Source organism: Stenotrophomonas sp. 86156_Sma (assembly GCF_056481625.1).
The window spans coordinates 882,974-904,012 of record NZ_CM151157.1 but is presented as its reverse complement, the minus strand read 5'-3'; the positions used below and the strand labels follow the sequence as shown (position 1 = coordinate 904,012).

General features: G+C 64.6%; 29 protein-coding genes. 3 read left to right on the top strand and 26 right to left on the bottom strand.

Translation table 11 applies throughout. The annotated features are described in order from the left end of the window. The first annotated feature begins 9 nt into the window (after nucleotides 1–9). Both ACZK33_RS04110 and ACZK33_RS04105 read left to right on the top strand, forming a co-directional pair. Nucleotides 10–477 carry a DUF2127 domain-containing protein gene (locus ACZK33_RS04110; protein ID WP_005408223.1) on the top strand — a complete coding sequence of 156 codons (468 nt, stop codon included), beginning with the start codon at nucleotides 10–12 and terminating at the stop codon, nucleotides 475–477. Between the two features lie 41 nt (nucleotides 478–518). Beyond that, entirely contained in the window at nucleotides 519–2,141 is a 1,623-nt protein-coding gene (locus ACZK33_RS04105; protein WP_423175805.1) for an amidase, read from the top strand. Nucleotides 2,142–2,197: 56 nt separating this feature from the next. On the opposite strand, the gene ACZK33_RS04100 is transcribed toward ACZK33_RS04105, so the two are convergent. Next, on the bottom strand, nucleotides 2,198–3,340 hold the full coding sequence (locus tag ACZK33_RS04100; protein ID WP_423175806.1) for a mechanosensitive ion channel family protein: 1,143 nt from the start codon (nucleotides 3,338–3,340) through the stop codon (nucleotides 2,198–2,200). A gap of 785 nt (nucleotides 3,341–4,125) precedes the next feature. Continuing rightward, nucleotides 4,126–5,517, bottom strand: a complete 1,392-nt coding sequence (locus ACZK33_RS04095) for a class II 3-deoxy-7-phosphoheptulonate synthase (RefSeq protein WP_032129763.1) — start codon at nucleotides 5,515–5,517, stop codon at nucleotides 4,126–4,128. A gap of 221 nt (nucleotides 5,518–5,738) precedes the next feature. Here ACZK33_RS04095 and ACZK33_RS04090 point away from each other — a divergent pair, with 221 nt between their 5' ends. After that, nucleotides 5,739–7,865, top strand: coding sequence for a TonB-dependent receptor (locus tag ACZK33_RS04090; RefSeq protein WP_423175835.1), 2,127 nt, complete (start codon nucleotides 5,739–5,741; stop codon nucleotides 7,863–7,865). A 64-nt stretch (nucleotides 7,866–7,929) separates the two neighbouring features. Here ACZK33_RS04090 and ACZK33_RS04085 read toward each other — a convergent pair whose 3' ends face one another. The 24 genes from ACZK33_RS04085 to rplB form a co-directional block, all read right to left on the bottom strand. Continuing rightward, complete coding sequence (locus tag ACZK33_RS04085) at nucleotides 7,930–8,436, bottom strand: disulfide bond formation protein B (protein WP_010483974.1); 507 nt, start codon at nucleotides 8,434–8,436, stop codon at nucleotides 7,930–7,932. A gap of 186 nt (nucleotides 8,437–8,622) precedes the next feature. Then, nucleotides 8,623–9,006, bottom strand: coding sequence for a 50S ribosomal protein L17 (gene rplQ, locus ACZK33_RS04080; protein ID WP_005408217.1), 384 nt, complete (start codon nucleotides 9,004–9,006; stop codon nucleotides 8,623–8,625). A gap of 191 nt (nucleotides 9,007–9,197) precedes the next feature. Then, on the bottom strand, nucleotides 9,198–10,196 hold the full coding sequence (locus tag ACZK33_RS04075) for a DNA-directed RNA polymerase subunit alpha (RefSeq protein ID WP_010483975.1): 999 nt from the start codon (nucleotides 10,194–10,196) through the stop codon (nucleotides 9,198–9,200). Between the two features lie 55 nt (nucleotides 10,197–10,251). After that, nucleotides 10,252–10,881 carry a 30S ribosomal protein S4 gene (rpsD, locus tag ACZK33_RS04070; protein ID WP_004145446.1) on the bottom strand — a complete coding sequence of 210 codons (630 nt, stop codon included), beginning with the start codon at nucleotides 10,879–10,881 and terminating at the stop codon, nucleotides 10,252–10,254. 15 nt (nucleotides 10,882–10,896) lie between these two features. Further along, nucleotides 10,897–11,286, bottom strand: a complete 390-nt coding sequence (gene rpsK / locus ACZK33_RS04065; protein ID WP_004145443.1) for a 30S ribosomal protein S11 — start codon at nucleotides 11,284–11,286, stop codon at nucleotides 10,897–10,899. An 11-nt stretch (nucleotides 11,287–11,297) separates the two neighbouring features. Then, a complete protein-coding gene (rpsM, locus tag ACZK33_RS04060; protein ID WP_004154500.1) occupies nucleotides 11,298–11,654 on the bottom strand; it encodes a 30S ribosomal protein S13 in 357 nt (118 codons plus the stop codon). Between the two features lie 347 nt (nucleotides 11,655–12,001). Then, nucleotides 12,002–13,369, bottom strand: a complete 1,368-nt coding sequence (secY, locus tag ACZK33_RS04055; protein WP_005408215.1) for a preprotein translocase subunit SecY — start codon at nucleotides 13,367–13,369, stop codon at nucleotides 12,002–12,004. Between the two features lie 7 nt (nucleotides 13,370–13,376). Further along, entirely contained in the window at nucleotides 13,377–13,820 is a 444-nt protein-coding gene (gene rplO / locus ACZK33_RS04050; RefSeq protein WP_004154498.1) for a 50S ribosomal protein L15, read from the bottom strand. Between the two features lie 6 nt (nucleotides 13,821–13,826). After that, nucleotides 13,827–14,018 (bottom strand): 50S ribosomal protein L30, encoded by a 192-nt coding sequence (gene rpmD / locus ACZK33_RS04045; protein WP_005408214.1) that lies wholly within the window; start codon nucleotides 14,016–14,018, stop codon nucleotides 13,827–13,829. Continuing rightward, nucleotides 14,011–14,553 carry a 30S ribosomal protein S5 gene (rpsE, locus tag ACZK33_RS04040; RefSeq protein ID WP_005408213.1) on the bottom strand — a complete coding sequence of 181 codons (543 nt, stop codon included), beginning with the start codon at nucleotides 14,551–14,553 and terminating at the stop codon, nucleotides 14,011–14,013. Before rpsE ends, rpmD begins: the two co-directional genes overlap by 8 nt. A 161-nt stretch (nucleotides 14,554–14,714) precedes the next feature. Then, complete coding sequence (gene rplR, locus ACZK33_RS04035) at nucleotides 14,715–15,074, bottom strand: 50S ribosomal protein L18 (protein WP_024957318.1); 360 nt, start codon at nucleotides 15,072–15,074, stop codon at nucleotides 14,715–14,717. Nucleotides 15,075–15,154: 80 nt separating this feature from the next. Then, nucleotides 15,155–15,679, bottom strand: a complete 525-nt coding sequence (gene rplF, locus ACZK33_RS04030) for a 50S ribosomal protein L6 (RefSeq protein ID WP_423175446.1) — start codon at nucleotides 15,677–15,679, stop codon at nucleotides 15,155–15,157. 18 nt (nucleotides 15,680–15,697) lie between these two features. After that, entirely contained in the window at nucleotides 15,698–16,096 is a 399-nt protein-coding gene (rpsH, locus tag ACZK33_RS04025) for a 30S ribosomal protein S8 (RefSeq protein ID WP_005408210.1), read from the bottom strand. 259 nt (nucleotides 16,097–16,355) lie between these two features. Beyond that, entirely contained in the window at nucleotides 16,356–16,661 is a 306-nt protein-coding gene (gene rpsN / locus ACZK33_RS04020; RefSeq protein ID WP_005408209.1) for a 30S ribosomal protein S14, read from the bottom strand. An 18-nt stretch (nucleotides 16,662–16,679) separates the two neighbouring features. After that, nucleotides 16,680–17,222, bottom strand: coding sequence for a 50S ribosomal protein L5 (gene rplE / locus ACZK33_RS04015; protein WP_004154491.1), 543 nt, complete (start codon nucleotides 17,220–17,222; stop codon nucleotides 16,680–16,682). A gap of 11 nt (nucleotides 17,223–17,233) precedes the next feature. Next, entirely contained in the window at nucleotides 17,234–17,551 is a 318-nt protein-coding gene (gene rplX / locus ACZK33_RS04010; RefSeq protein ID WP_004154490.1) for a 50S ribosomal protein L24, read from the bottom strand. A gap of 16 nt (nucleotides 17,552–17,567) precedes the next feature. After that, entirely contained in the window at nucleotides 17,568–17,936 is a 369-nt protein-coding gene (gene rplN, locus ACZK33_RS04005) for a 50S ribosomal protein L14 (RefSeq protein WP_004145357.1), read from the bottom strand. An 11-nt stretch (nucleotides 17,937–17,947) separates the two neighbouring features. Further along, nucleotides 17,948–18,217 (bottom strand): 30S ribosomal protein S17, encoded by a 270-nt coding sequence (rpsQ, locus tag ACZK33_RS04000; protein WP_004154489.1) that lies wholly within the window; start codon nucleotides 18,215–18,217, stop codon nucleotides 17,948–17,950. Nucleotides 18,218–18,228: 11 nt separating this feature from the next. Continuing rightward, nucleotides 18,229–18,414: a 50S ribosomal protein L29 gene (gene rpmC, locus ACZK33_RS03995; protein ID WP_004154487.1), complete on the bottom strand. Its 186-nt coding sequence runs from the start codon at nucleotides 18,412–18,414 to the stop codon at nucleotides 18,229–18,231. After that, on the bottom strand, nucleotides 18,414–18,827 hold the full coding sequence (rplP, locus tag ACZK33_RS03990) for a 50S ribosomal protein L16 (protein ID WP_004154486.1): 414 nt from the start codon (nucleotides 18,825–18,827) through the stop codon (nucleotides 18,414–18,416). Before rplP ends, rpmC begins: the two co-directional genes overlap by 1 nt. Before the next feature lie 5 nt (nucleotides 18,828–18,832). Then, the gene (gene rpsC, locus ACZK33_RS03985) at nucleotides 18,833–19,567 is read right to left on the bottom strand and encodes a 30S ribosomal protein S3 (protein ID WP_004145350.1); all 735 of its coding nucleotides are present in this window, start codon (nucleotides 19,565–19,567) and stop codon (nucleotides 18,833–18,835) included. An 18-nt stretch (nucleotides 19,568–19,585) separates the two neighbouring features. Further along, entirely contained in the window at nucleotides 19,586–19,921 is a 336-nt protein-coding gene (gene rplV / locus ACZK33_RS03980; RefSeq protein WP_004145348.1) for a 50S ribosomal protein L22, read from the bottom strand. Nucleotides 19,922–19,933: 12 nt separating this feature from the next. Next, nucleotides 19,934–20,203, bottom strand: coding sequence for a 30S ribosomal protein S19 (rpsS, locus tag ACZK33_RS03975; RefSeq protein ID WP_004154485.1), 270 nt, complete (start codon nucleotides 20,201–20,203; stop codon nucleotides 19,934–19,936). A gap of 6 nt (nucleotides 20,204–20,209) precedes the next feature. Further along, complete coding sequence (gene rplB, locus ACZK33_RS03970; RefSeq protein ID WP_004145339.1) at nucleotides 20,210–21,037, bottom strand: 50S ribosomal protein L2; 828 nt, start codon at nucleotides 21,035–21,037, stop codon at nucleotides 20,210–20,212. Nucleotides 21,038–21,039: the final 2 nt, after the last annotated feature.

Sequence of the window (21,039 nt, the reverse complement as noted above, 5' to 3'; positions counted from 1 at the left end):
CAGCACCCCGTGAACCAGAGCGGCTACAACCCGGATCCACACCGGCATCCGGGTCTCCATGTCATCGCCCTGCTCGAAGCGAGCAAGGCGATGCTGGCGCTGTTGGCCGCCACCGGGCTGGAAGTGCTCGGACCGCAGCCGCTACGGCACGGCATCATGGCCCTGATCCGGCGTTTCAGCCTGGACCCGGACCATGGCACCCTGCCCTCGCTGCTGCACATGATCAGCCCCGACGCGGTCCACCTGGCCGCGGCGGGGATGATCGGCTACGGCCTGCTGCACCTGGTCGAAGCCTGGGGCCTGTGGCGGGCCAAGGCCTGGGCCTCCTGGCTGGGCTGCCTGACCGCCGCCCTATACCTGCCTTTCGACATCTTCGCGATCATCCGCCACCCCGGCTGGCCGTCGTGGACGATCCTGGCGATCAACCTGATCGTGGTCTACGTGCTCGCCCGCGACCTGCGCAAGCGCCACCGCTGAGCACCGGCTACACTGGGGATTGGAGCCGACCAAGCCGCCCCATGCGCCCGTCCTTGCCGCCTCTGCTGACCTGCCTGCTCGCCGCGCTGCCGGCGCTGCTTTCGGCTGGCTGCAGCCCGGCCACGCCCAGCGCGCATGCGGCCGAACCTGCGAGCCGCAACGTGCCGTTCCCGTACGCCGAAACCGATGTCGCCGACCTGCAGGCGCGGATGACCGCCGGGGAACTGGACAGCACCACCCTGACCCAGGCCTACCTGCAGCGCATCGCCGCGCTGGACCGTACCGGGCCGCGCCTGCGCGCGGTGATCGAGCTCAACCCCGATGCCTTGAAGGAAGCCGCCGCGCGCGACCGCGAACGCCGTGACGGCCGCCTGCGCGGCCCGCTGCATGGCATCCCGCTGCTGTTGAAGGACAACATCAACGCCGCGCCGATGGCCACCAGTGCGGGTTCGCTGGCCCTGCAGGGCTTCCGTCCGGACGATGCCTACCTGGTGCGCCGGCTGCGCGATGGCGGTGCGGTGGTGCTGGGCAAGACCAACCTCAGCGAATGGGCCAACTTCCGCGGCAATGATTCCATCTCCGGCTGGAGCGCGCGTGGCGGCCAGACCCGCAACCCCTATCGCATCAGCCATTCGCCGTGTGGTTCCAGCAGCGGCAGCGCGGTGGCCGTGGCCGCCAACCTGGCCAGCGTGGCGATCGGCACCGAAACCGACGGCAGCATCGTCTGCCCGGCGGCGATCAACGGCGTGGTCGGCCTGAAGCCGACGGTCGGCCTGGTCAGCCGCGAGGGCATCATCCCGATTTCCTTCAGCCAGGACACTGCCGGGCCGATGGCACGCAGCGTCGCCGACGCTGCCGCCGTGCTGACCGCGATCGCCGGCCGCGACGATGCCGATCCGGCCACCGCGACCATGCCCGGCCGCGCGGTCTACGACTACACCGCGCGACTGGACCCGCAGGGCCTGCGCGGCAAGCGCATCGGCCTGCTGCAGACACCGCTGCTGAAGTACCGTGGCATGCCGCCACTGATCGAACAGGCGGCGACCGAGCTGCGCCGCGCCGGCGCCGTGGTGGTGCCGGTGGAGCTGCCCAACCAGGGCGCCTGGACCGAGGCCGAGCGCACGCTGCTGCTGTACGAATTCAAGGCCGGGCTGGAGCGCTATTTCAGCACCCACCGCGCACCATTGCGCAGCCTGGCCGAACTGATCGCCTTCAACCAGGCGCACAGCAAGCAGGAACTGGGCCTGTTCGGCCAGGAGCTGCTGGTGGAGGCCGATGCCACCGCCGGCCTGGCCGACCCCGCCTATATCCGCGCCCGCAGCGATGCGCGCCGGCTGGCCGGGCCGGAGGGCATCGATGCCGCCCTTGCCGCCCACCAGCTTGATGCGCTGGTCGCGCCCACCACCGGCGTGGCATGGCCGATCCGCAGCGAAGGCGACGACTTCCCCGGTGAAAGCTACAGCGCCGCCGCCGTGGCCGGCTATCCCAGCCTCACCGTGCCGATGGGGCAGATCGATGGCCTGCCGGTCGGTCTTCTGTTCATGGGCACCGCCTGGAGCGAGCCGAAGCTGATCGAGATGGCCTACGCCTACGAACAGCGCACGCGCGCACGGCGCCCGCCACACTTCGATACCGACGCACTGATCGACGCTGGCGAGCCGTGATCCGGTAGTGCCGGCCGCTGGCCGGCAGATCCGGAGTTGCCGGCCAGCGGCCGGCGCTACCGTCCGGGTTCCGGCTCCACCGGCACGATCGCCGCCTCACCATCTTCAGCACCCGGCGAACGCACATCCGCGGTGCGTGCACGTGGACCACGCGGCATATCCAGCTCATCCTCGTGTTGCAGCCGCGCACGCACCTGCGGCAGCGACTGCGGATGCTCGCGCGCGAGGAAATCGAGCATGCGCTCGCGCACCAGGCAACGCAGATCGAAGGCATCGCCCGAGCTGCGCGCGCTGACCAGCAGGCGCACCTGGATCGCACGCTCGCTGGTCTCGGTCACCTGGGTCACGCAGACCCGGCCATCCCACAGCGCTTCGCCACGGCAGATGCGTTCCAGCTCAGCGCGGATCGCGGCAATCGGCGCACGGTAGTCCAACCACAGGAACGCGGTGCCGAGCAGATCGGCGCTGCGCCGCGTCCAGTTCTGGAACGGGTTTTCGATGAACCAGGTCAGCGGCACCACCATCCGTCGCTCATCCCAGATGCGCACCACCACATAGCTGCTGCCGATCTCCTCGATGCGGCCCCACTCGCCCTCGACGATCACCACGTCATCCAGCCGGATCGGCTGCGTCACCGCAATCTGCAGGCCAGCGATCAGGTTGCCGAACACCGGCTTGGCCGCGATACCCGCCACCAGGCCGATCAGGCCTGCCGATGCCAGCAGCGCGGTGCCGATCTTCTGCACCATCGGGAAGGTCAACAGCACCAGCGATGCGCCCAGCACGATGATGCCGCCCATCAGCACGCGGCTGAGCACCCGCGTCTGGGTCTGGATGCGGCGTGCCTCCAGGTTGTCGGAGACATCGATGGGATGGCTGCGCAGGATTGCCCGCTCACCCGCCGCCACCGCGCGTACCAGCAGCCAGACGAAGCAGGCCATCAATGCAATGTGCAGTCCGTGCTGCAGATGGCCCAGCAACGGATCCTGCAGCGGCGTCGCCTGCAATGCGGGGATCAACAACAGCAGCGGCCATGCGGTGGCCAGCGGCAACCCGAGCACACGCCCGATGCGTGCGCGCCGGCGATCACGCCCTTTCAGTCGATGGTAGATCCACAGGATCAACCACGCGCCGATGCCGCCCACTACAACGGCCAATCCCAACGGCCATGCGTAGGCCTGTGCGGTTTGCCAGTGCACCGTTGCCACCTCCACTCGAACAGCAGGCGGACAGCCTCGCGCATGGCGCATGAGCGTCACGTCAGTCGTTCGTAAGGAGGGTGTTGGTCGGCAGGGCTTGCAGCCCTGCACCTGCTGCGAGCCGAAGCAACAGCAACAGCAACAGCCGAAGCAGAAGCGGGTTTCCTGTGGGGTGGCGGGGCGGGTCCGGTTGCGGGGGACGCTGCAAGTCCCCCTCCGGGGCCCGGCCCAGCCGCCGGCGGCTGTGCGTTCGGGCGCTTGCGAAGCAGTGCTTCGCAAGCAAAGCGCCCTCACCCATGTAAGCTCGGTCGCCGCTTGCTCGTGTGCGCAGTCCTGCGCACACGGCAAGACCGGGGTTGGGCGTCCTGCCCAACCCGCCCGAGGCATGCCTCGGGCCCATGCGGCTCACGCCCCCGCAACCGGACCCACCCCGCCTTCGACAGTTTTCTGCGATCTGTCGGCATTTTTTGTAGAGCCGAGCCATGCTCGGCTCAAATCTCACAGATATCGAAATATTCGATTCCATTGGAAATTCATCCACGCATAGCGTGGATCTACCGTGTCGACCAAGGTCGACACCTACCAACAGCCGCCGGAATCTGTCAGAGGCGGGGCGGTGTCGGAGTGCGGGGTGTCAGCCGCATGGATGCGGCTGCCAAGCCTACATGGACGTACTTGCGGCGTCCCCGCACTCCGACACCGCCCCGCCAACCCACGGAATGCCCGCTGTTGACGTTGACGTTGACTACAGCAGGTGCAGGGCTGCAAGCCCTGCCGAAAACCCCTTACCGCACTTGCTCCTGCTTGCGCACGATCGCCATCGCGATCTCCAGCGACTGCTCGTAGTTCAACCGCGGGTCCACCGTCGAACGGTAGGCGCGCTCCAGGTCACGTTCGGTCAGTTCGCGCGCACCACCGGTGCACTCGGTCACGTCTTCGCCGGTCAGCTCCAGGTGCACACCGCCCAGTCGCGTACCTGCGGCCGCGTGCAGATCGAACGACATCTCCACTTCGCCACGCACGTTGTCGAAGCGGCGTGTCTTGAAACCATTGGCAGTGCTTTCGGTGTTGCCATGCATCGCATCGCACACCCACAGCACGCGGCGGCCATCGCGCTTGACCGCATCCAGCAGCGGCGGCAGCTTCTCGGCGATCTGCGCTGCACCCATGCGGTGGATGAAGCTCAGTCGACCCGGCTCGTCATGCGGGTTGAGCACATCAATCAGGCGCAGCAGCTGGTCCGGCGTCACCGATGGGCCAACCTTGATCGCGATAGGGTTGCGCACGCCACGCAGGTATTCCACGTGCGCGCCATCGAGAGCGGCCGTGCGCATGCCGATCCACGGGTAGTGCGTGCTCAGGTTCAACCAGCCCTGCTGGCGCGGCACCTGCCGGGTCAACGCCTGCTCGTAGGGCAACAGCAGCGCTTCATGCGAGGTGTAGAAATCGATGCGGTTGAGGTTGTGCACGCGGGCCCCGGCCAGGGTCTCCATGAAATGCACTGCATCGCCGATCGAGGCCACCATCTTCTGGTAGTCGGCGGCCAACGGCGAATGGCTCACCCATTCCAGGTTCCAGTACTCGGGGTGGTGCAGGTCGGCGAAACCGCCGTCGATCAGCGCACGCACGAAGTTCATGGTCATCGCCGAGTGCGCGTGGGCCTGCAGCATCCGCTTCGGATCCGGCAGCCGTGCCGCTTCGGTGAAGGCCGGCGCGTTGATGACATCACCGCGGTAGCTGGGCAGGGTCACGCCGTCGCGGGTCTCGGTATCGGCCGAACGTGGCTTGGCGTACTGGCCGGCGAAACGGCCGACGCGGATAACCGGCTGGCGCAGGCCATGCACCAGCACCAGGCTCATCTGCAGCAGCACCTTCAGCCGGTTGGAAATGGTGCCCGATTCGCAGTCGCTGAAGTTCTCCGCGCAGTCGCCGCCCTGCAGCAGGAAGCGCTTGCCTTCCTGCGCCTCGGCCAGCTGCTGCTTCAGCGCCAGGATCTCCCAGGAGGTGACCAGCGGCGGCAGCCGCTTCAGTTCGTGCAGAGCGGCGTCCAGCGCCACCGGGTCCGGGTAGGTCGGCATCTGCAGCGCGGTCTTGCCACGCCAGCTCTCCGGCGACCAGGCGGCGCCAGTGGCGGCTGCGGCGGGATCGGGCACGGGCGGAACGGCGGACAGGCTCATTGCAGACTTCCGGGATGGGGGGCGGTCATGGTCGCAGAGCCAGCCGCTGGCGCAAAGGGCCGACCTGCTCGGCCAGGCCGCCTGAACGGCAGGGAAAGGCCGATGCGAGCAGCCAGATCCCGCATGGTCAGCCGCTCAAGGCAGGCGCATGATCTGTTACGGAGTAACACTTCCACGTCATGGACCGGCCCCTTCCACGCCCTGCCATCACTCTTCCCATCATGAAGCCCTCGCCCCTCGCTACCGGCATCACCTTCGCCCTGGCCCTGGCCAGCCTGCCCGCCTTCGCGGCCGCCGCCGATGGCGCCGGGCCTGCGGTCAAGGACCTGGACACGGTCACCGTCAGCGCCCAGCTCGACCAGGCCCGCAACGCGTTGTCGCCGGACATCGGCAGCAGCCAGTACCAGATCACCGCCGAGGACATCCAGAAGCAGCCGCTGGGCGCCTCCGCGCCGCTCAGCCAGGTGCTGCTGCAGGCACCCGGCGTGGTCCAGGATTCCTATGGCGGCGTGCACGTGCGCGGCGACCACGCCAACCTGCAGTACCGGATCAACGGCGTGTTGCTGCCCGAGTCGATTTCCGGCTTCGGCCAGACCCTGGATGCGCGCACCATCAAGAGCATCCGCCTGATGGACGGCGCGTTGCCAGCGCAGTTCGGCGAGCGCACCGCGGCGGTGGTCGACATCACCACCCGCAATGGCGCCGAGCTGGGCAACGGTGGCAGCGCCGGACTGACCACCGGCTCGTTCGGCAAGGTGAACCCGAATGCCTCCTGGTGGGGCAACCAGGGACGCTGGAGCTGGTTCCTGACCGGCAACTACGACCAGAACGAAGTCGGCCTGGAGAATCCGACCAACTCGCGCAAGCCGCTGCACGACGATACCCACCAGGGCAAGGCCTTCGCCGACCTGACCTACCTGGTCAACGAGAACACCCGCCTGAGTGTGTTCGCCGGTTTCGCCAACAACCGTTTCCAGATTCCGGTCAATCCGGGGCAGACGCCGCAGTTCGGTTACCTGGACACCACCACCTTCGATTCCAGCCAGCTGGATGAGACCCAGCGCGAGACCACCCGCTTCGGCATGCTGGTACTGCAGGGCACGCTGGGCAGCACCGCCTACCAACTGTCCGCCGGGCAGCGCTACAGCGATGCAGCGTTCAACCCGGACGTCGTCGGCGATCTGGTGTTCAGTGGCGTCGCCTCGCAGGTGCAGCGCAGCAACCGTGCCAACACCCTGCAGGCCGACTTCTCCACACCACTGGGCAACGACCACACGCTGCGCTACGGCTTGTACGGCAACTACGAGAACGCACGGGCCAGCAGCAACAGCTGGGTGTTCCCGGTTGATGACGGCGGCCAGCAGTCCAGCACCACGCCGCTGCTGATTCCTGACCACAGCGCCTTCCATGCCAGCACGCTGGCGTTGTACGTACAGGATGAGTGGAAAATCGGCGACGACTGGACCGTCAACTACGGTCTGCGCGGTGACCGCTACAAGGCCTTCGGCCGCACCGAGGGCCAGCTCAGTCCGCGCGTGGGCGTGGTCTGGAATGCCAGCGACAGCACCACCGTGCATGCCGGCTATTCGCGCTATTTCACGCCACCGGCCAGTGAACTGATCGCCAGCAGCGACATCGCCCTGTACGACGGCACCACCAACCAGCAGCCCAGCGGCGGCAACAACACGCCGCTGGCCGAGCGCAGCGACTACTACGACATCGGCGTCTCGCAGCAACTGGGCGAACACCTGACCCTTGGACTGGATGCGTACGACCGCCGCGTCGCCCGCCTGCAGGACGAAGGCCAGTTCGGCGCCGCCTACATCTACTCGACCTTCAACTACCGCCGCGGACACATCCGTGGCCTGGAGTTCAGTGCCGACTACAGCAACGGTCCGTTCAGTGCCTACTTCAATGCCGCGCTGAACAAAGCCATCGGTACGGATGTCATCACCAGCCAGTACAACCTCGATCCCGAGGCGCTGGCCTATGTGGCCAACCACTGGATCCACCTGGACCACGACCAGAAGCTGACCTCGTCGGGTGGCCTCAGCTACGCCTTCGCCGGGCACAACCGGATCGGGGCCAACTACGTGTTCGGCAGTGGCCTGCGTTCGGACACCGAGGGCGTACCCAACGGTGGCGAGCTGCCGTCCTACCTGCAGGTGAACCTCAGCGCCGGGCACGACTTCAACGTCGACAGCGGCCATCCACTGCATGTGCAGCTGGCGGTGATCAACGCGTTGGACCGCAGCTACCAGCTGCGCGATGGCGGTGGCGTCGGCGTGTTCGCCCCGCAATGGGGACCGCGCCGCGGCGCCTACCTGAGCCTGCAGCAGGATTTCTGAGATAGTGCCGGCCGCTGGCCGGCATTCCCGCGGTGTGCCGGCCAGCGGCCGGCACTACCCTGCTTCAGCGCTTGACCTTGCGCAGCGACACCACCAGCGCCCACAGCGCCAGCAGCACGAACCACACGCCCGACCACATCGGCATGGTCAGGCCCAGGAAGGTCCAGTCGATGTTGCCGCAGTTGCCAGTGCCGGTCAGCACCGTGCGGAACACTTCCAGCGGCCCCATGGTTTCGCTCAGGAAGGCCAGCGGCGGGCCACAGGTGGACCCCATTTCCGGCGGCAGCATCTGCACGTAGACGTGGCGCGCGGCGATGCCCACGCCCACTGCGGCGGCAATGAACGCCAGCACGCCATAGGTCGCGCGTCCGGGGCGGTTGGACGGACCATGCAGTGCACCGATCAGGAACAGCAGGCCAAGCGCAGCGAAGGCCAGGCGCTGGAAGATGCACAGCGGACACGGCTCCAGGCCCATCTTCAGCTGCAGGAAGATCGCGTAGCCAAGCAGGCCCGCGCAGATCAGGAAGCCCAGGAAGAACTGGGCGCGGAAGGGCCAGCGCAGTGGATTCATCGTCAACGCTCGAATGGATCAGGCGCCAAGCGTAACCGAGAGTGCGCGCCATTCGAACCGCCACAGGTGACGCCTGTCGGAACGGTGTGGGTCAGAGCCCTTTCCTGCGGAAAGGGATCCGCCCCCGGGAAACGCAAAAGCCCGGCAGAGGCCGGGCTTTCGCTGTGTCGCATTGGAGCGGTCCGATTACTCGGCCACTTCCTCGGCCACGACCGGACGGTCAACCAGCTCGACGTAGGCCATCGGCGCGTTGTCGCCAGCGCGGAAGCCGCACTTCAGCAGACGCAGGTAGCCGCCCGGACGGTTCGCGTAGCGCGGGCCCAGGATGGTGAACAGGTTGCCCACGGCTTCGTTGTCGCGCAGGCGGGCGAAGGCCAGACGGCGGTTGGCGACGGAGTCGACCTTGGCCAGGGTGATCAGCGGCTCGGCAACGCGGCGCAGTTCCTTGGCCTTCGGCAGGGTGGTCTTGATCAGCTCGTGCTTGAACAGCGAGGCGGCCATGTTCTTGAACATTGCTTCGCGGTGGGCGCTGGTGCGGCTGAACTTACGGCCAGACTTCTGGTGACGCATGGTGATATTCCTTGGTTAATGATGAGGCTGTGTGGATCGTTGTCGCCATCCTGGCGTTGCTGCGCGGACTGCGGTTGGTCCTGGCCGCCCGTCCTGGACGACCTGCCACGCGAACCTGGGGTTCGTCATGGCATGTTGTGTTGCGTTGAAGGCCCCACCGCGAACGGTGGAGCCTTCAGGCATTACCGATATCAGCCCAGCATGCCGTGGCTGGCGACACCGGCCGGCGGCCAGTTCTCCAGCTTCATGCCGAGCGACAGGCCGCGCTGAGCCAGCACTTCCTTGATCTCGGTGAGCGACTTCTTGCCCAGGTTCGGGGTCTTCAGCAGCTCCACTTCGGTCTTCTGGATCAGATCGCCGATGTAGTAGATGCTTTCAGCCTTCAGGCAGTTGGCCGAACGCACGGTCAGCTCCAGATCGTCGATCGGGCGCAGCAGCACCGGATCCACGCCGTTGTTGGCCGGCTTGGCTGCACCGCGGTCGCGGTGGGTGAAGTCACCGAACACCGACAGCTGGTCGCTGAGGATGTCGGCGGCGGTGCGCACGGCTTCCTCGGCGTCGATGGTGCCGTTGGTCTCGATATCGATGACCAGCTTGTCCAGGTCGGTACGCTGTTCGACGCGGGCCGCTTCCACGGCATAGGCGACGCGGCGGACCGGCGAGAACGAGGCATCCAGGACCAGACGGCCGATGGCACGGGTTTCTTCGTCCGGACGACGACGCGCGGCAGCCGGCTGGTAGCCGAAACCACGTTCGATCTTCAGACGCATGTTGATCGCCGTATCCTTGGTCAGGTGGCAGATCACGTGTTCGCCGTTCAGGATCTCCACATTGTGGTCGACCTTGATGTCGGCAGCGGTGACAACGCCCGGGCCCTGCTTGGACAGGGACAGGGTGGCGCTGTCGCCGGAGTGCATACGGATGGCCACGTCCTTGAGGTTCAGCAGGACTTCGAGCACGTCCTCCTGCAGACCTTCGACCGTGGTGTACTCATGCAACACGCCGTCGATTTCGACTTCCGTGATGGCGAAGCCCGGGATGGACGACAGCAGCACGCGACGCAGGGCATTACCCAGCGTATGCCCGTAACCCCGCTCCAAAGGTTCGATAACGACCTTTGCACGGGTGTCGGTAAGGCGTTCGATCTGCGGACCGCGAGGACGCAGAACCTGGTTGGCGGTAACCGTCATGTTGCGGGTTCTCCTAGTGAACCCCCGGCCGTCGCCGGGGGCTCTCCAATGTGAATTACTTCGAATACAGCTCGACGATCAGCGCTTCGTTGATGTCCGCAGGCAGATCCGAACGATCCGGAACAGCCTTGAAGATGCCGGTGAACTTGCCGGAATCCACTTCAACCCACGACGGGCTCAGGTCATGCTGGGCGGCGACGGTCAGGGCTTCCTGGACGCGCAGCTGCTTGGCAGCCTTTTCAGACAGAGCGATGGCGTCGCCAGCCTTGACCTGGTACGAAGCCAGGTTGACCGACTTGCCATTCACGGTGACGCCGCGGTGCGACACCAGCTGACGGGCAGCCGGACGGGTCACGGCGAAGCCCATGCGGTAGACGACGTTGTCCAGGCGGGTTTCCAGCAGCTGCAGCAGGTTCTCGCCGGTGTTGCCCTTCTTGGTCGAGGCCTTCTTGTAGTAGTTGCGGAACTGACGCTCCAGCAGGCCGTAGATACGCTTGACCTTCTGCTTTTCACGCAGCTGGGTGGCGTAGTCGGACAGCTTGCCCTTGCGGGCAGTGGCGCCGTGCTGGCCGGGCTTCTGCTCCAGCTTGCACTTCGAGTCCAGCGCACGCGCCGGGCTCTTCAGGGACAGGTCGGCGCCTTCGCGACGGGCGAGCTTACAGGTAGGACCGATATAACGAGCCATTTCTTATCGCTCCCTTTAGACGCGACGCTTCTTCGGCGGACGGCACCCGTTGTGCGGGATAGGCGTCACGTCGATGATGTTGGTGATCTTGTAGCCGACGTTGTTCAACGAACGCACGGCCGACTCACGGCCCGGACCCGGGCCCTTGATGCGGACTTCCAGCGACTTCACGCCGTAGTCCAGCGCAGCACGACCGGCCTTTTCAGCAGCCACCTGGGCAGCGAACGGGGTCGACTTGCGCGAACCGCGGAAGCCAGCGCCACCGGAGGTCGCCCACGACAGAGCGTTGCCCTGGCGGTCGGTGATGGTGACGATGGTGTTGTTGAACGAAGCGTGGACGTGGGCAACGCCGTCGGTGACGACGCGCTTGATCTTCTTCTTGGTCTTAGCAGCGGGCTTAGCCATTTCTCAGTCCCTTACTTCTTGATCGCCTTGCGCGGACCCTTGCGGGTGCGGGCGTTGGTACGGGTGCGCTGGCCACGCAGCGGGAGGCCACGACGGTGACGCAGGCCGCGGTAGCAGCCCAGGTCCATCAGGCGCTTGATCGCGATGCCGATCTCACGGCGCAGATCGCCTTCCACGATGTACTTGCCGACTTCGGCGCGCAGGCGCTCGATTTCCGGCTCCGACAGATCGCGGATCTTGGTGGTCGAAGCAACGCCTGCGACTTCGCAGACCTTCTTCGAACGGGTACGGCCGATGCCGTAAATGCTTTGCAACCCGACCCAGACGTGCTTCTGGGCTGGCAGGTTGACGCCTGCAATACGCGCCATGACGCGGTTCTCCAGCTGAGTGATGGCCGACAGCGCACCTCGGGCACGCCAATCCGGCAGGATGGATCAAAAAAGTGAACTAGCGATACTAACAAGGTTCCGGTTTACATGGAAGCCCGTGAAACCATTGGTTTCATGAACCCGGCCTGGGGAGTGTGCCCAGGCTCCGGCGCCGGATGGGGTTGGACCTGGGGTTTCCCCCGGGGCCGCCCGCGCTACTCCAGCGCGGGACCACCTCATCACACCCCCACCCGGAACCGCTGCGGGGGCCGCCCTTCGTTTGTGTGGCCGGAGTCCGCGAAGCGGAGGGACCATCACGTCAGGAAGACGAAAGTATAACAGGCCAATCAGCCGCGGGCAAAACCGCCGCGGTTGCCGCCCTTCAGGTTGGCCTTCTTCAGCAGGCTCTCGTACTGGTGGGACATCAGGTGCGCCTGCACCTGGGCGATGAAGTCCATCACCACCACCACCACGATCAGCAGCGAAGTACCACCGAAGTAGAACGAGGCGTTCAGCTGCGTGCGCATCAGTTCCGGCAGCAGGCAGACGATCACCAGGTAGGCCGAGCCGGCTGCGGTCAGGCGGGTCAGCACGCCGTCGATGTAATCGGCGGTGGCCTTGCCCGGACGGATGCCCGGAATCAGCGCGCCCGACTTCTTCAGGTTGTCGGCGGTTTCCTGCGAGTTGAACACCAGCGCGGTATAGAAGAACGCGAAACCGGTGATCAGCGCAGCGAACACGATCATGTGCAGCGGCTCGCCCGGGCCGAGGGCATTGGCGACCTTCTGCAGGACCTGGCCGAAGCTGCTCTGGTTGGCAGCCTGGCCGGACCACATGGCCAGGGTGGCCGGGAAGGCCAGCAGGCTCGAGGCGAAGATCGCCGGGATGACGCCGGCCATGTTGAGCTTCAGCGGCAGGAACGAGGTCTGGTTCATGTACGCGTTGCGACCGCCCTGGCGGCGCGCGTAGTTGACCGTGATCCGGCGCTGGCCACGCTCGACGAACACCACGAAGAAGGTGAAGGCGAGCACGACGATGGCGATCAGCAGCAGCTGGATGAACTGGATGTTGCCGTCGCGGTAGGCGTCGAAGGTGTGGATGATCGCACCCGGCAGGCCAGCGACGATACCGGCGAAGATGATCAGCGACACGCCGTTGCCGATGCCGCGCTCGGTGACCTGCTCACCGACCCACATCAGGAACATGGTGCCGGCGGTCAGCGCGACCACGGCGGTGAGCACGAAGCCCATGCCCGGCGCGTACACGACCGGAGCGCCCGACGGCGAGACCTGGCCCTGCAGGGCCAGCGCGATCGAGCCGCCCTGCACCACTGCCAGCAGCACGGCGCCGATGCGCGAATACTGGGTGATCTTGCGGCGGCCGGACTCACCTTCCTTCTGCATCGCCTTCAGGGCGGGGAAGATGTGCACGGCCAGCTGCATCACGATCGATGCCGAGATGTACGGCATCACGTTCAGCGCGAAGATGCTGAAACGGTGCAGGGCGCCGCCCGAGAACATGTTGAACATGTCCACGATGCCGCCGCCCTGCTGTTGCATCATGGCAAGCATGGCATCGGGATTGACGCCCGGCACCGGCACGTAGCAGCCGATGCGATAGACGATCAAAGCCCCGACGACGAACAGCAAACGTTGGCGAAGTTCAGTGAACTTGCCCATTCCGCCCGCGAGGTTACCGATGCCAGCTTGCGCCATGATTTTCTTACTCCGTTACGCTGCCGCCGGCAGCTTCGATCGCGGCCTTGGCACCCGCCGTGGCAGCAATACCCTTCAGGGTGAACGCCTTGGTCACTTCGCCCTTGACGACGACCTTGGCCTTCTTGGCAGTGCTCGGGACCAGCTTGGCAGCACGCAGGGCGGCGAAGTCGATCTCACCGGCCGGCAGCTTGTCCAGCGCGTACAGCAGCACTTCAGCGGTGTCCTTGGCGATCGGCGAACGGAAGCCGATCTTCGGCAGACGACGCTGCATGGGGGTCTGGCCGCCTTCGAAGCCAGCCTTGATCTTGCCGCCACCCTTGCGGGCGAACGAACCCTTGTGGCCGCGGCCGGCAGTCTTGCCCAGGCCCGAGCCGATACCGCGACCGACGCGGGTACGCTCGGTGCGGGCGCCCGGTGCCGGGCTCAGTTCATTGAGACGCAGAGTCATGGTCGATTACTCCTCAACCTGGACGAGGTACTGAACCTTGTTGATCAGGCCGCGCACCTGCGGGCTGTCCTTCAGTTCACGCACATCGTTGAGCTTGTTCAGGCCCAGGGCACGCACCGACAGGCGGTGACGCGACTGGGTGCCACGCAGGCCACGCACCAGGCGGACCTTGACAGTCTTGTTGGACTCATTAGCCATGGTTGAGTTCCTCCACCTTCTTGCCGCGCTTGGCCGCGATGCGGGCCGGCGACTGCGCAGCAGACAGGCCCTTCACGGTGGCACGCACCAGGTTGATCGGGTTGCGCGAACCGGTGGCCTTGGCCAGCACGTTCTTCACGCCAACCGCTTCCAGCACGGCGCGCATGGCACCGCCGGCGATGACGCCGGTACCTTCCGAAGCCGGCTGCATGAACACGCGGGCTGCGCCGTGACCATCCTTGATGGTGTGCCACAGGGTGCCATTGTTCAGGTCAACACTGACCAGGTTCTTGCGGGCCTGTTCCATCGACTTCTGGATGGCGACCGGCACTTCGCGGGCCTTGCCATAACCGAAACCGACCTTGCCTTCGCCGTCGCCGACAACGGTCAGGGCGGTGAAGGTGAACTGGCGGCCACCCTTGACGGTCTTGCTGACGCGGTTGACCGCGACCAGCTTTTCGATCATGCCGTCGTCGATCTTCTCTTCGCGGTTACGGTCGCGATCGCGACCCCGCTGCTGACGCTCTTCTGCCATGTTGATTCCTTGGTTGTTTGGGTATGTACGGCTCGAAGCCGCTTATGGTTGTGGCGTGACGCGGCGTTCCGGTGGGCCGCTGCAGAAGAGCGGCGCCGTCCAGCCTCACTCAGGCTGGCGAGCAGGCAGGCAGGAGGCCAATGGCCCCCTGCCCTTGTCCCTTAGAACTGCAGGCCGGCTTCGCGGGCGGCTTCTGCCAGGGCCTTGATGCGGCCGTGGTAGCGGTAGCCCGAACGATCGAAGGCAACCTTCTCGACGCCGGCGGCCTTGGCGCGCTCAGCGACGATACGGCCGACCTTGGCGGCGGCGTCGGCGTTCTTGCCGTTCTTCAGGCCTTCCATGACGTCGGTCTGGGTGGTGTTGGCAGCAGCCAGCACCTTGGAACCGTCGGCGGTGAAGACCTGGGCGTACAGGTGCTGGCCGGTGCGCAGCACCGACAGGCGGGCGACGCCGAGCTCACGGATGTGGGCGCGGGTCGACTTGGCGCGACGCAGGCGGGCGATGTTCTTGTTCATTTTGATTATTCCTTGAAAGCTGAAGGTTGGGCTTTTCCCTGAGGAGTCCGCACAAGGATGTGCGGGCTCTTGCGAGGGACTCGCACTTACGCCTTCTTGGCTTCCTTACGGATGATGACTTCGTCGGAGTACTTCACGCCCTTGCCCTTGTACGGCTCCGGCTTGCGGAACGCACGGATCTTGGCGGCAACTTCACCGACGACCTGCTTGTCAGCGCCCTGGACCACGATCTCGGTCTGGGTCGGGGTCGACAGGGTGATGCCTTCCGGCGCCACGAACACGACCGGATGCGAGAAGCCCAGCGACAGGCTCAGGTCCTTGCCCTGCATGGCAGCGCGGTAACCCACGCCGACCAGCTCCAGCTTGCGCTCGAAGCCTTCGGACACGCCCTTGACCATGTTGGACAGGATCGCACGCACGGTACCGGTCAGTGCGACCAGGTCGGCGTTCTCGGTGCTCAGGGTGGCAACGCCGTTGTCGACGTTGATGGCAATACCGGCCGGCTTGGCCAGCGACAGGGTGCCCTTCGGGCCCTTGGCGGTGACGCTGTCCGACTGGACGTTCAGTTCAACCTTACCCAGGTCGATCGGCTTCTTGGCTACGCGGGACATAGTTCTACTCCTTTCGCCTTAGGCCACGAAGCACAGGACTTCGCCGCCGACGCCCAGCTGGCGCGCCTGCGCATCAGTCATGATGCCCTTGGAGGTGGAAATGATGGAGATACCCAGGCCGTTCATGACCTTCGGCAGCTCGCTCTTGCCGCGGTACTGGCGCAGGCCCGAACGCGAGAAGCGCTTCAGGGTCGCGATGACCGGCTTGCCTTCGAAATACTTCAGCACGATTTCCAGCTCGGACTTGTTGTTTTCCAGCTGGGTCACGCGCAGGTCGGTGATGTAACCCTCGTCCTTCAGGACCTGGGCGATCGCAACCTTGATCTTGGACGACGGGGCTTTCACCGTCTGCTTGCCAACCGCGGCCGCATTCTTGATGCGGACCAGCAGGTCGGCGATGGGATCAGTCATGCTCATATGAGTACCTTTGAGTGCACCGATATCCGCTTTCGCGAAAATCTGTTGTCTCCTGGAAACGGGCCAGGTCCCTTGATGCAGCGGGCCAGGGGCCCACTCCTACAACCCCGTTTGCACAGGGCAAGACGCGGGAGTATACGCCAAAAGAGCCCGGCTTGCGCCGGGCTCTTCGGTTTTTTTACGTCGGGAAAGCTGAATGCCCCCCCCTGCCCGGTTCAGGAACCCCCGAAGGGGCTCCTGATCGCAGGGCCGGCTGGGATTACCAGCTGGCCTTGCGCAGACCCGGGACGTCGCCACGCATGGTGGCTTCACGCAGCTTGTTACGGCCCAGGCCGAACTTGCTGTAGACGCCACGCGGACGACCCGACAGCTCGCAACGGTTGCGTTGGCGGCTCGGCGACGAATCGCGCGGCAGCTTGGCCAGCTTGGTTGCGGCGTCGATCTTCTCTTCGTAGGTCGCGTCCACGGAGGACACGATCTTCTTCAGAGCTGCACGCTTTTCAGCGTACTTCTTTGCCAGCTTTTCCCGCTTGATGTCGCGGTTGACCATGGAGGTCTTTGCCATTTCGGTTTCCTCGACAGATCAGTTACGGAACGGGAACTTGAACGCTGCCAGCAGCGCCTTCGCTTCCGCGTCGGTCTTCGCAGTGGTGGTGATGGCGATATCCATACCGCGGATCGCGTCGACGGCGTCGAAGTCGATTTCCGGGAAGATGATCTGCTCCTTCACACCCATGTTGAAGTTGCCGCGGCCGTCGAAGGAACGACCGGAAACACCACGGAAGTCGCGCACGCGCGGCAGCGAGATGTTGATCAGGCGATCCAGGAACTCGTACATCTTGTGGCGACGCAGCGTGGTCTTGCAGCCGATCGGCCAACCATCGCGGATCTTGAACGACGCAACCGACACACGCGACTTGGTGACAACCGGCTTCTGGCCGGAAATCTTGGTCATGTCGCCGACGGCGTTTTCCAGGATCTTCTTGTTGGTGGCCGCTTCGCCGACACCCATGTTCAGGGTGACCTTGACCAGCTTCGGCACTTCCATCGGATTGGTGTAGCCGAACTGCTTCATCAGCGCCGGCACCACTTCGTCCTTGTAGAACTTTTCGAGACGGGAACTCATCTTCTCATTCCTCAGGCGTCGAGCGCCTCACCGCTGGAGCGGAACACACGCAGTTTGCGTCCATCCTCCAGCACCTTGAAGCCAACGCGTTCGCCCTTGCCCGAAGCCGGGTTCAGAACATTCACGTTGGAGATATGGATCGAAGCTTCGCGCTCGACCACGCCGCCGGCAACACCTGCCTGCGGGTTCGGCTTGGTGTGGCGCTTGACGATGTTCACGTTGGCGACGACCACACGGTCGCCGTCGACGCGGACGACTTCGCCCTGCTTGCCCTTGTCCTTGCCAGCGTTGACGACAACCTGGTCGCCCTTCTTGATACGGTTAGCCATGATTATCTCCTGTCGCTCACAGCACTTCGGGAGCGAGCGAGACGATCTTCATGAACTTCTCCGAACGAAGTTCACGGGTCACCGGCCCGAAGATACGGGTACCGATCGGCTCCTGCTTGCTGTTCAGCAGAACGGCAGCGTTGCCGTCGAAGCGGATCAGCGAGCCGTCGGCGCGACGCACACCCTTGCGGGTACGCACCACGACGGCGTCATACACTTCACCCTTCTTGACCTTGCCGCGCGGAATCGCATCCTTCACGGTGACCTTGATGATGTCGCCGATGCCGGCGTAACGGCGCTTGGAACCACCCAGCACCTTGAAGCACATCACCTGCTTGGCACCCGAATTGTCCGCGACGTCAAGGTAGCTCTGCATCTGGATCATGATTCAGCTCCTTATTCAGCCGCGCGCGTGATGACTTCCACCACGCGCCAGTTCTTGGTCTTGGACATCGGAGCAATCTCGGTCACGCGGACGACATCGCCTTCCTTGCAGGCGTTGTCGGCATCGTGGGCGTGCAGCTTCGTCGAGCGCTTGATGTACTTGCCGTACAGCGCGTGCTTGACCTGACGCTCAACCAGGACGGTAACCGTCTTGTCCATCTTGTTGCTGACGACACGGCCTTCGACCGTGCGCAGCGTCTTCTTTTCAGTATTGTCGCTCATAGCGGCCATCCTTACTTCGTGCTGCCGAGCAGGGTCTTGACGCGAGCAATCTCGCGACGGACCCGGCGAATGTCGTGGGTCTTCGGCAGCTGGCCGGTGACCTGCTGCATACGGACAGAGAACTGTTCCTTACGCAGGTCGATCAGGTGGGCCTTGAGTTCGTCAGCCGACTTTTCACGGAGAGTTTTGATATCCATCAGCGCACCGTACGGGTCACGAAAGTGGTGGTGACCGAGAGCTTGGCGGCGGCCAGGCGGAACGCCTCGCGAGCCACTTCCTCGGAAACACCCTCGATTTCATAGATCATGCGGCCGGGCTGGATCTGGGCCACCCAGTATTCCACGTTGCCCTTACCAGAACCCATTCGGACTTCGATGGGCTTCTTGGTGATGGGCTTGTCGGGGAACACTCGGATCCACATCTTGCCGCCGCGCTTGACGTAGCGGCTGATCGAGCGGCGGGCCGCTTCGATCTGACGCGCGGTCAGCTGACCGTGTGCGGTTGCCTTCAGGCCGTATTCGCCGAAGCTGACAGCGTTGGCGCTCCAGCTCAGGCCATCGTTACGGCCCTTGTGTACCTTGCGGTACTTGGTTCGCTTGGGTTGCAACATTGTCGTTACCTCGCTTCACGGGCCGGGCGCTGACGGTCACCACGGTCGCCGCGATCGTGACGATCGTTGCGCGACGGGGTGTCGTCCTGCTTTTCCTGGCCAACCTGGGAGAAATCGAAGACCTCGCCCTTGTAGATCCAGACCTTGATGCCGATGATGCCGTAGGTCGTCTTGGCTTCAGCGAAGCCATAGTCGATGTCGGCACGCAGGGTGTGCAGCGGCACGCGGCCTTCGCGGTACCACTCCGAACGGGCGATTTCTGCACCGTTGAGGCGGCCACCGACGTTGACCTTGATGCCCAGGGCACCCAGACGCATCGCGTTGCCGACCGAGCGCTTCATTGCACGGCGGAACATGATGCGACGCTCCAGCTGCTGGGCGATCGACTCGGCAACGAGCTGCGCGTCCAGTTCCGGCTTGCGCACTTCGGTGACGTTGATGTGCGCCGGGACGCCCATCATCTCGCTCACTTCCTTGCGCAGCTTCTCGATGTCCTCACCGCGCTTGCCGATCACCACGCCCGGACGGGCGGTGTGGATCGTCACGCGAGCGGTCTTGGCCGGACGCTCGATCAGGATCTTGCTGATGCCGGCCTGAGCCAGCTTCTTGCGCAGCATTTCGCGCACTTTCAGGTCGGCTGCCAGGTAACCAGCGAACTCGGCCTTGTTGGCGTACCACTTGGAGTTCCAGTCCTTGGAAATGCCGAGGCGGATACCAATCGGATGAACTTTATGACCCATGGTCTTTTCCTTATCCGCTTACTTGGCGGCGCCCACAACCACAGTGATGTGGCTGGTGCGCTTGAGGATGCGGGTACCGCGGCCTTTCGCCCGCGCCATGAAACGCTTCAGGGTCGGACCTTCATCAACCATGATGGTCTGAACCTTCAGCTCGTCGACGTCGGCGCCCTGGTTGTTCTCGGCGTTGGCAATTGCCGACTCCACCACCTTCTTGATCAGGTGGGCAGCCTTCTTGTCCGAGAACTTCAGCAGGTTGACCGCACGCTCGGCCGGCAGACCGCGCACCTGGTCAGCGACCAGACGAGCCTTCTGCGGGGAGATGCGCGCAGTGCGCAGGATGGCTTTCGCTTCCATTGTCATCTCTCCTTACTTGCCCGACTTCTTGTCACCACCGTGACCCTTGAAGGTCCGGGTGATGGCAAATTCGCCGAGCTTGTGGCCGACCATGTTCTCGTTGACGAGAACCGGGATGTGGTTCTTGCCGTTATGCACGGCAATGGTGACGCCTACCATGTCAGGCAGGATCATCGAACGGCGCGACCAGGTCTTGATCGGCTTCTTGCTGCCCGCAGCGGCCTCCACCTTCTTGACGAGGTGGTGATCGACGAACGGGCCCTTCTTGAGTGAACGTGCCATGGTCGATTAGCCCCTACGATCGCGGACGATGAACTGCTGAGTGCGCTTGTTATGGCGCGTCTTGTAACCCTTGGTCGGGACACCCCACGGGGTGACCGGATGCGGATTACCCTGGCCGGCCTTCGCCTCACCACCACCGTGCGGGTGGTCAACCGGGTTCATGGCAGCACCACGAACGGTCGGGCGGACGCCGCGCCAACGCTTGGCACCGGCCTTGCCCAGCTTTTCCAGGCTGTGCTCGTCGTTGCCGACTTCGCCGATGGTGGCGCAGCACTCGACCGGAACCTTACGCATTTCACCCGAGCGCAGGCGCAGGGTGGCGTAGATGCCTTCGCGAGCCACCAGCTGCACGGCCGCACCAGCGGCGCGAGCGATCTGAGCGCCCTTGCCCGGCTTCAGTTCGATGCAGTGGATGGTGGTGCCGACCGGGATGTTGCGCAGCGGCAGGGTGTTGCCAGCCTTGATCGGGGCATCCGAACCAGCGATCACCTGATCACCAGCCTTCAGGCCCTTCGGGGCGATGATGTAGCGACGCTCACCGTCGACGTAGCACAGCAGAGCGATGTGCGCGGTGCGGTTCGGATCGTATTCGATGCGTTCCACGCGCGCCGGGATGCCCAGCTTGTTGCGCTTGAAGTCGATGATGCGGTAGTGCTGCTTGGCACCACCACCGACGTGACGCACGGTGATGCGGCCATGGTGGTTACGACCACCCGAGCGGCTCTGCGACTCGACCAGCGCAGCGTGCGGAGCACCCTTGTGCAGGTCGGGAGTGACCACGCGCACGGCCGAACGGCGGCCGGGGGAAGTGGGCTTGAATTTCATCAATGGCATGG

What these genes read in the sequence shown, in the direction of transcription:
- rplN (WP_004145357.1), bottom strand. Translation starts at nt 17,936, where the DNA reads ATGATCCAGATGCAGAGCTACCTTGACGTCGCGGACAATTCGGGTGCC.
- ACZK33_RS04090 (WP_423175835.1), top strand. Translation starts at nt 5,739, where the DNA reads ATGAAGCCCTCGCCCCTCGCTACCGGCATCACCTTCGCCCTGGCCCTG.
- rpmD (WP_005408214.1), bottom strand. Translation starts at nt 14,018, where the DNA reads ATGGCTAATGAGTCCAACAAGACTGTCAAGGTCCGCCTGGTGCGTGGC.
- secY (WP_005408215.1), bottom strand. Translation starts at nt 13,369, where the DNA reads ATGGCGCAAGCTGGCATCGGTAACCTCGCGGGCGGAATGGGCAAGTTC.
- rplP (WP_004154486.1), bottom strand. Translation starts at nt 18,827, where the DNA reads ATGTTGCAACCCAAGCGAACCAAGTACCGCAAGGTACACAAGGGCCGT.
- rpsS (WP_004154485.1), bottom strand. Translation starts at nt 20,203, where the DNA reads ATGGCACGTTCACTCAAGAAGGGCCCGTTCGTCGATCACCACCTCGTC.
- rpsE (WP_005408213.1), bottom strand. Translation starts at nt 14,553, where the DNA reads ATGGCAGAAGAGCGTCAGCAGCGGGGTCGCGATCGCGACCGTAACCGC.
- rpsM (WP_004154500.1), bottom strand. Translation starts at nt 11,654, where the DNA reads ATGGCGCGTATTGCAGGCGTCAACCTGCCAGCCCAGAAGCACGTCTGG.
- ACZK33_RS04095 (WP_032129763.1), bottom strand. Translation starts at nt 5,517, where the DNA reads ATGAGCCTGTCCGCCGTTCCGCCCGTGCCCGATCCCGCCGCAGCCGCC.
- rplQ (WP_005408217.1), bottom strand. Translation starts at nt 9,006, where the DNA reads ATGCGTCACCAGAAGTCTGGCCGTAAGTTCAGCCGCACCAGCGCCCAC.
- rplV (WP_004145348.1), bottom strand. Translation starts at nt 19,921, where the DNA reads ATGGAAGCGAAAGCCATCCTGCGCACTGCGCGCATCTCCCCGCAGAAG.
- rpsC (WP_004145350.1), bottom strand. Translation starts at nt 19,567, where the DNA reads ATGGGTCATAAAGTTCATCCGATTGGTATCCGCCTCGGCATTTCCAAG.
- rpsD (WP_004145446.1), bottom strand. Translation starts at nt 10,881, where the DNA reads ATGGCTCGTTATATCGGTCCTACCTGTAAGCTCGCCCGTCGCGAAGGC.
- ACZK33_RS04075 (WP_010483975.1), bottom strand. Translation starts at nt 10,196, where the DNA reads ATGACGGTTACCGCCAACCAGGTTCTGCGTCCTCGCGGTCCGCAGATC.
- rpsQ (WP_004154489.1), bottom strand. Translation starts at nt 18,217, where the DNA reads ATGAGCGACAATACTGAAAAGAAGACGCTGCGCACGGTCGAAGGCCGT.
- rplF (WP_423175446.1), bottom strand. Translation starts at nt 15,679, where the DNA reads ATGTCCCGCGTAGCCAAGAAGCCGATCGACCTGGGTAAGGTTGAACTG.
- rplB (WP_004145339.1), bottom strand. Translation starts at nt 21,037, where the DNA reads ATGCCATTGATGAAATTCAAGCCCACTTCCCCCGGCCGCCGTTCGGCC.
- rpsN (WP_005408209.1), bottom strand. Translation starts at nt 16,661, where the DNA reads ATGGCAAAGACCTCCATGGTCAACCGCGACATCAAGCGGGAAAAGCTG.
- ACZK33_RS04085 (WP_010483974.1), bottom strand. Translation starts at nt 8,436, where the DNA reads ATGAATCCACTGCGCTGGCCCTTCCGCGCCCAGTTCTTCCTGGGCTTC.
- rplE (WP_004154491.1), bottom strand. Translation starts at nt 17,222, where the DNA reads ATGAGTTCCCGTCTCGAAAAGTTCTACAAGGACGAAGTGGTGCCGGCG.
- rpsK (WP_004145443.1), bottom strand. Translation starts at nt 11,286, where the DNA reads ATGGCTAAGCCCGCTGCTAAGACCAAGAAGAAGATCAAGCGCGTCGTC.
- rplO (WP_004154498.1), bottom strand. Translation starts at nt 13,820, where the DNA reads ATGACTCTGCGTCTCAATGAACTGAGCCCGGCACCGGGCGCCCGCACC.
- rpmC (WP_004154487.1), bottom strand. Translation starts at nt 18,414, where the DNA reads ATGGATATCAAAACTCTCCGTGAAAAGTCGGCTGACGAACTCAAGGCC.
- rpsH (WP_005408210.1), bottom strand. Translation starts at nt 16,096, where the DNA reads ATGAGCATGACTGATCCCATCGCCGACCTGCTGGTCCGCATCAAGAAT.
- rplX (WP_004154490.1), bottom strand. Translation starts at nt 17,551, where the DNA reads ATGGCTAACCGTATCAAGAAGGGCGACCAGGTTGTCGTCAACGCTGGC.
- ACZK33_RS04105 (WP_423175805.1), top strand. Translation starts at nt 519, where the DNA reads ATGCGCCCGTCCTTGCCGCCTCTGCTGACCTGCCTGCTCGCCGCGCTG.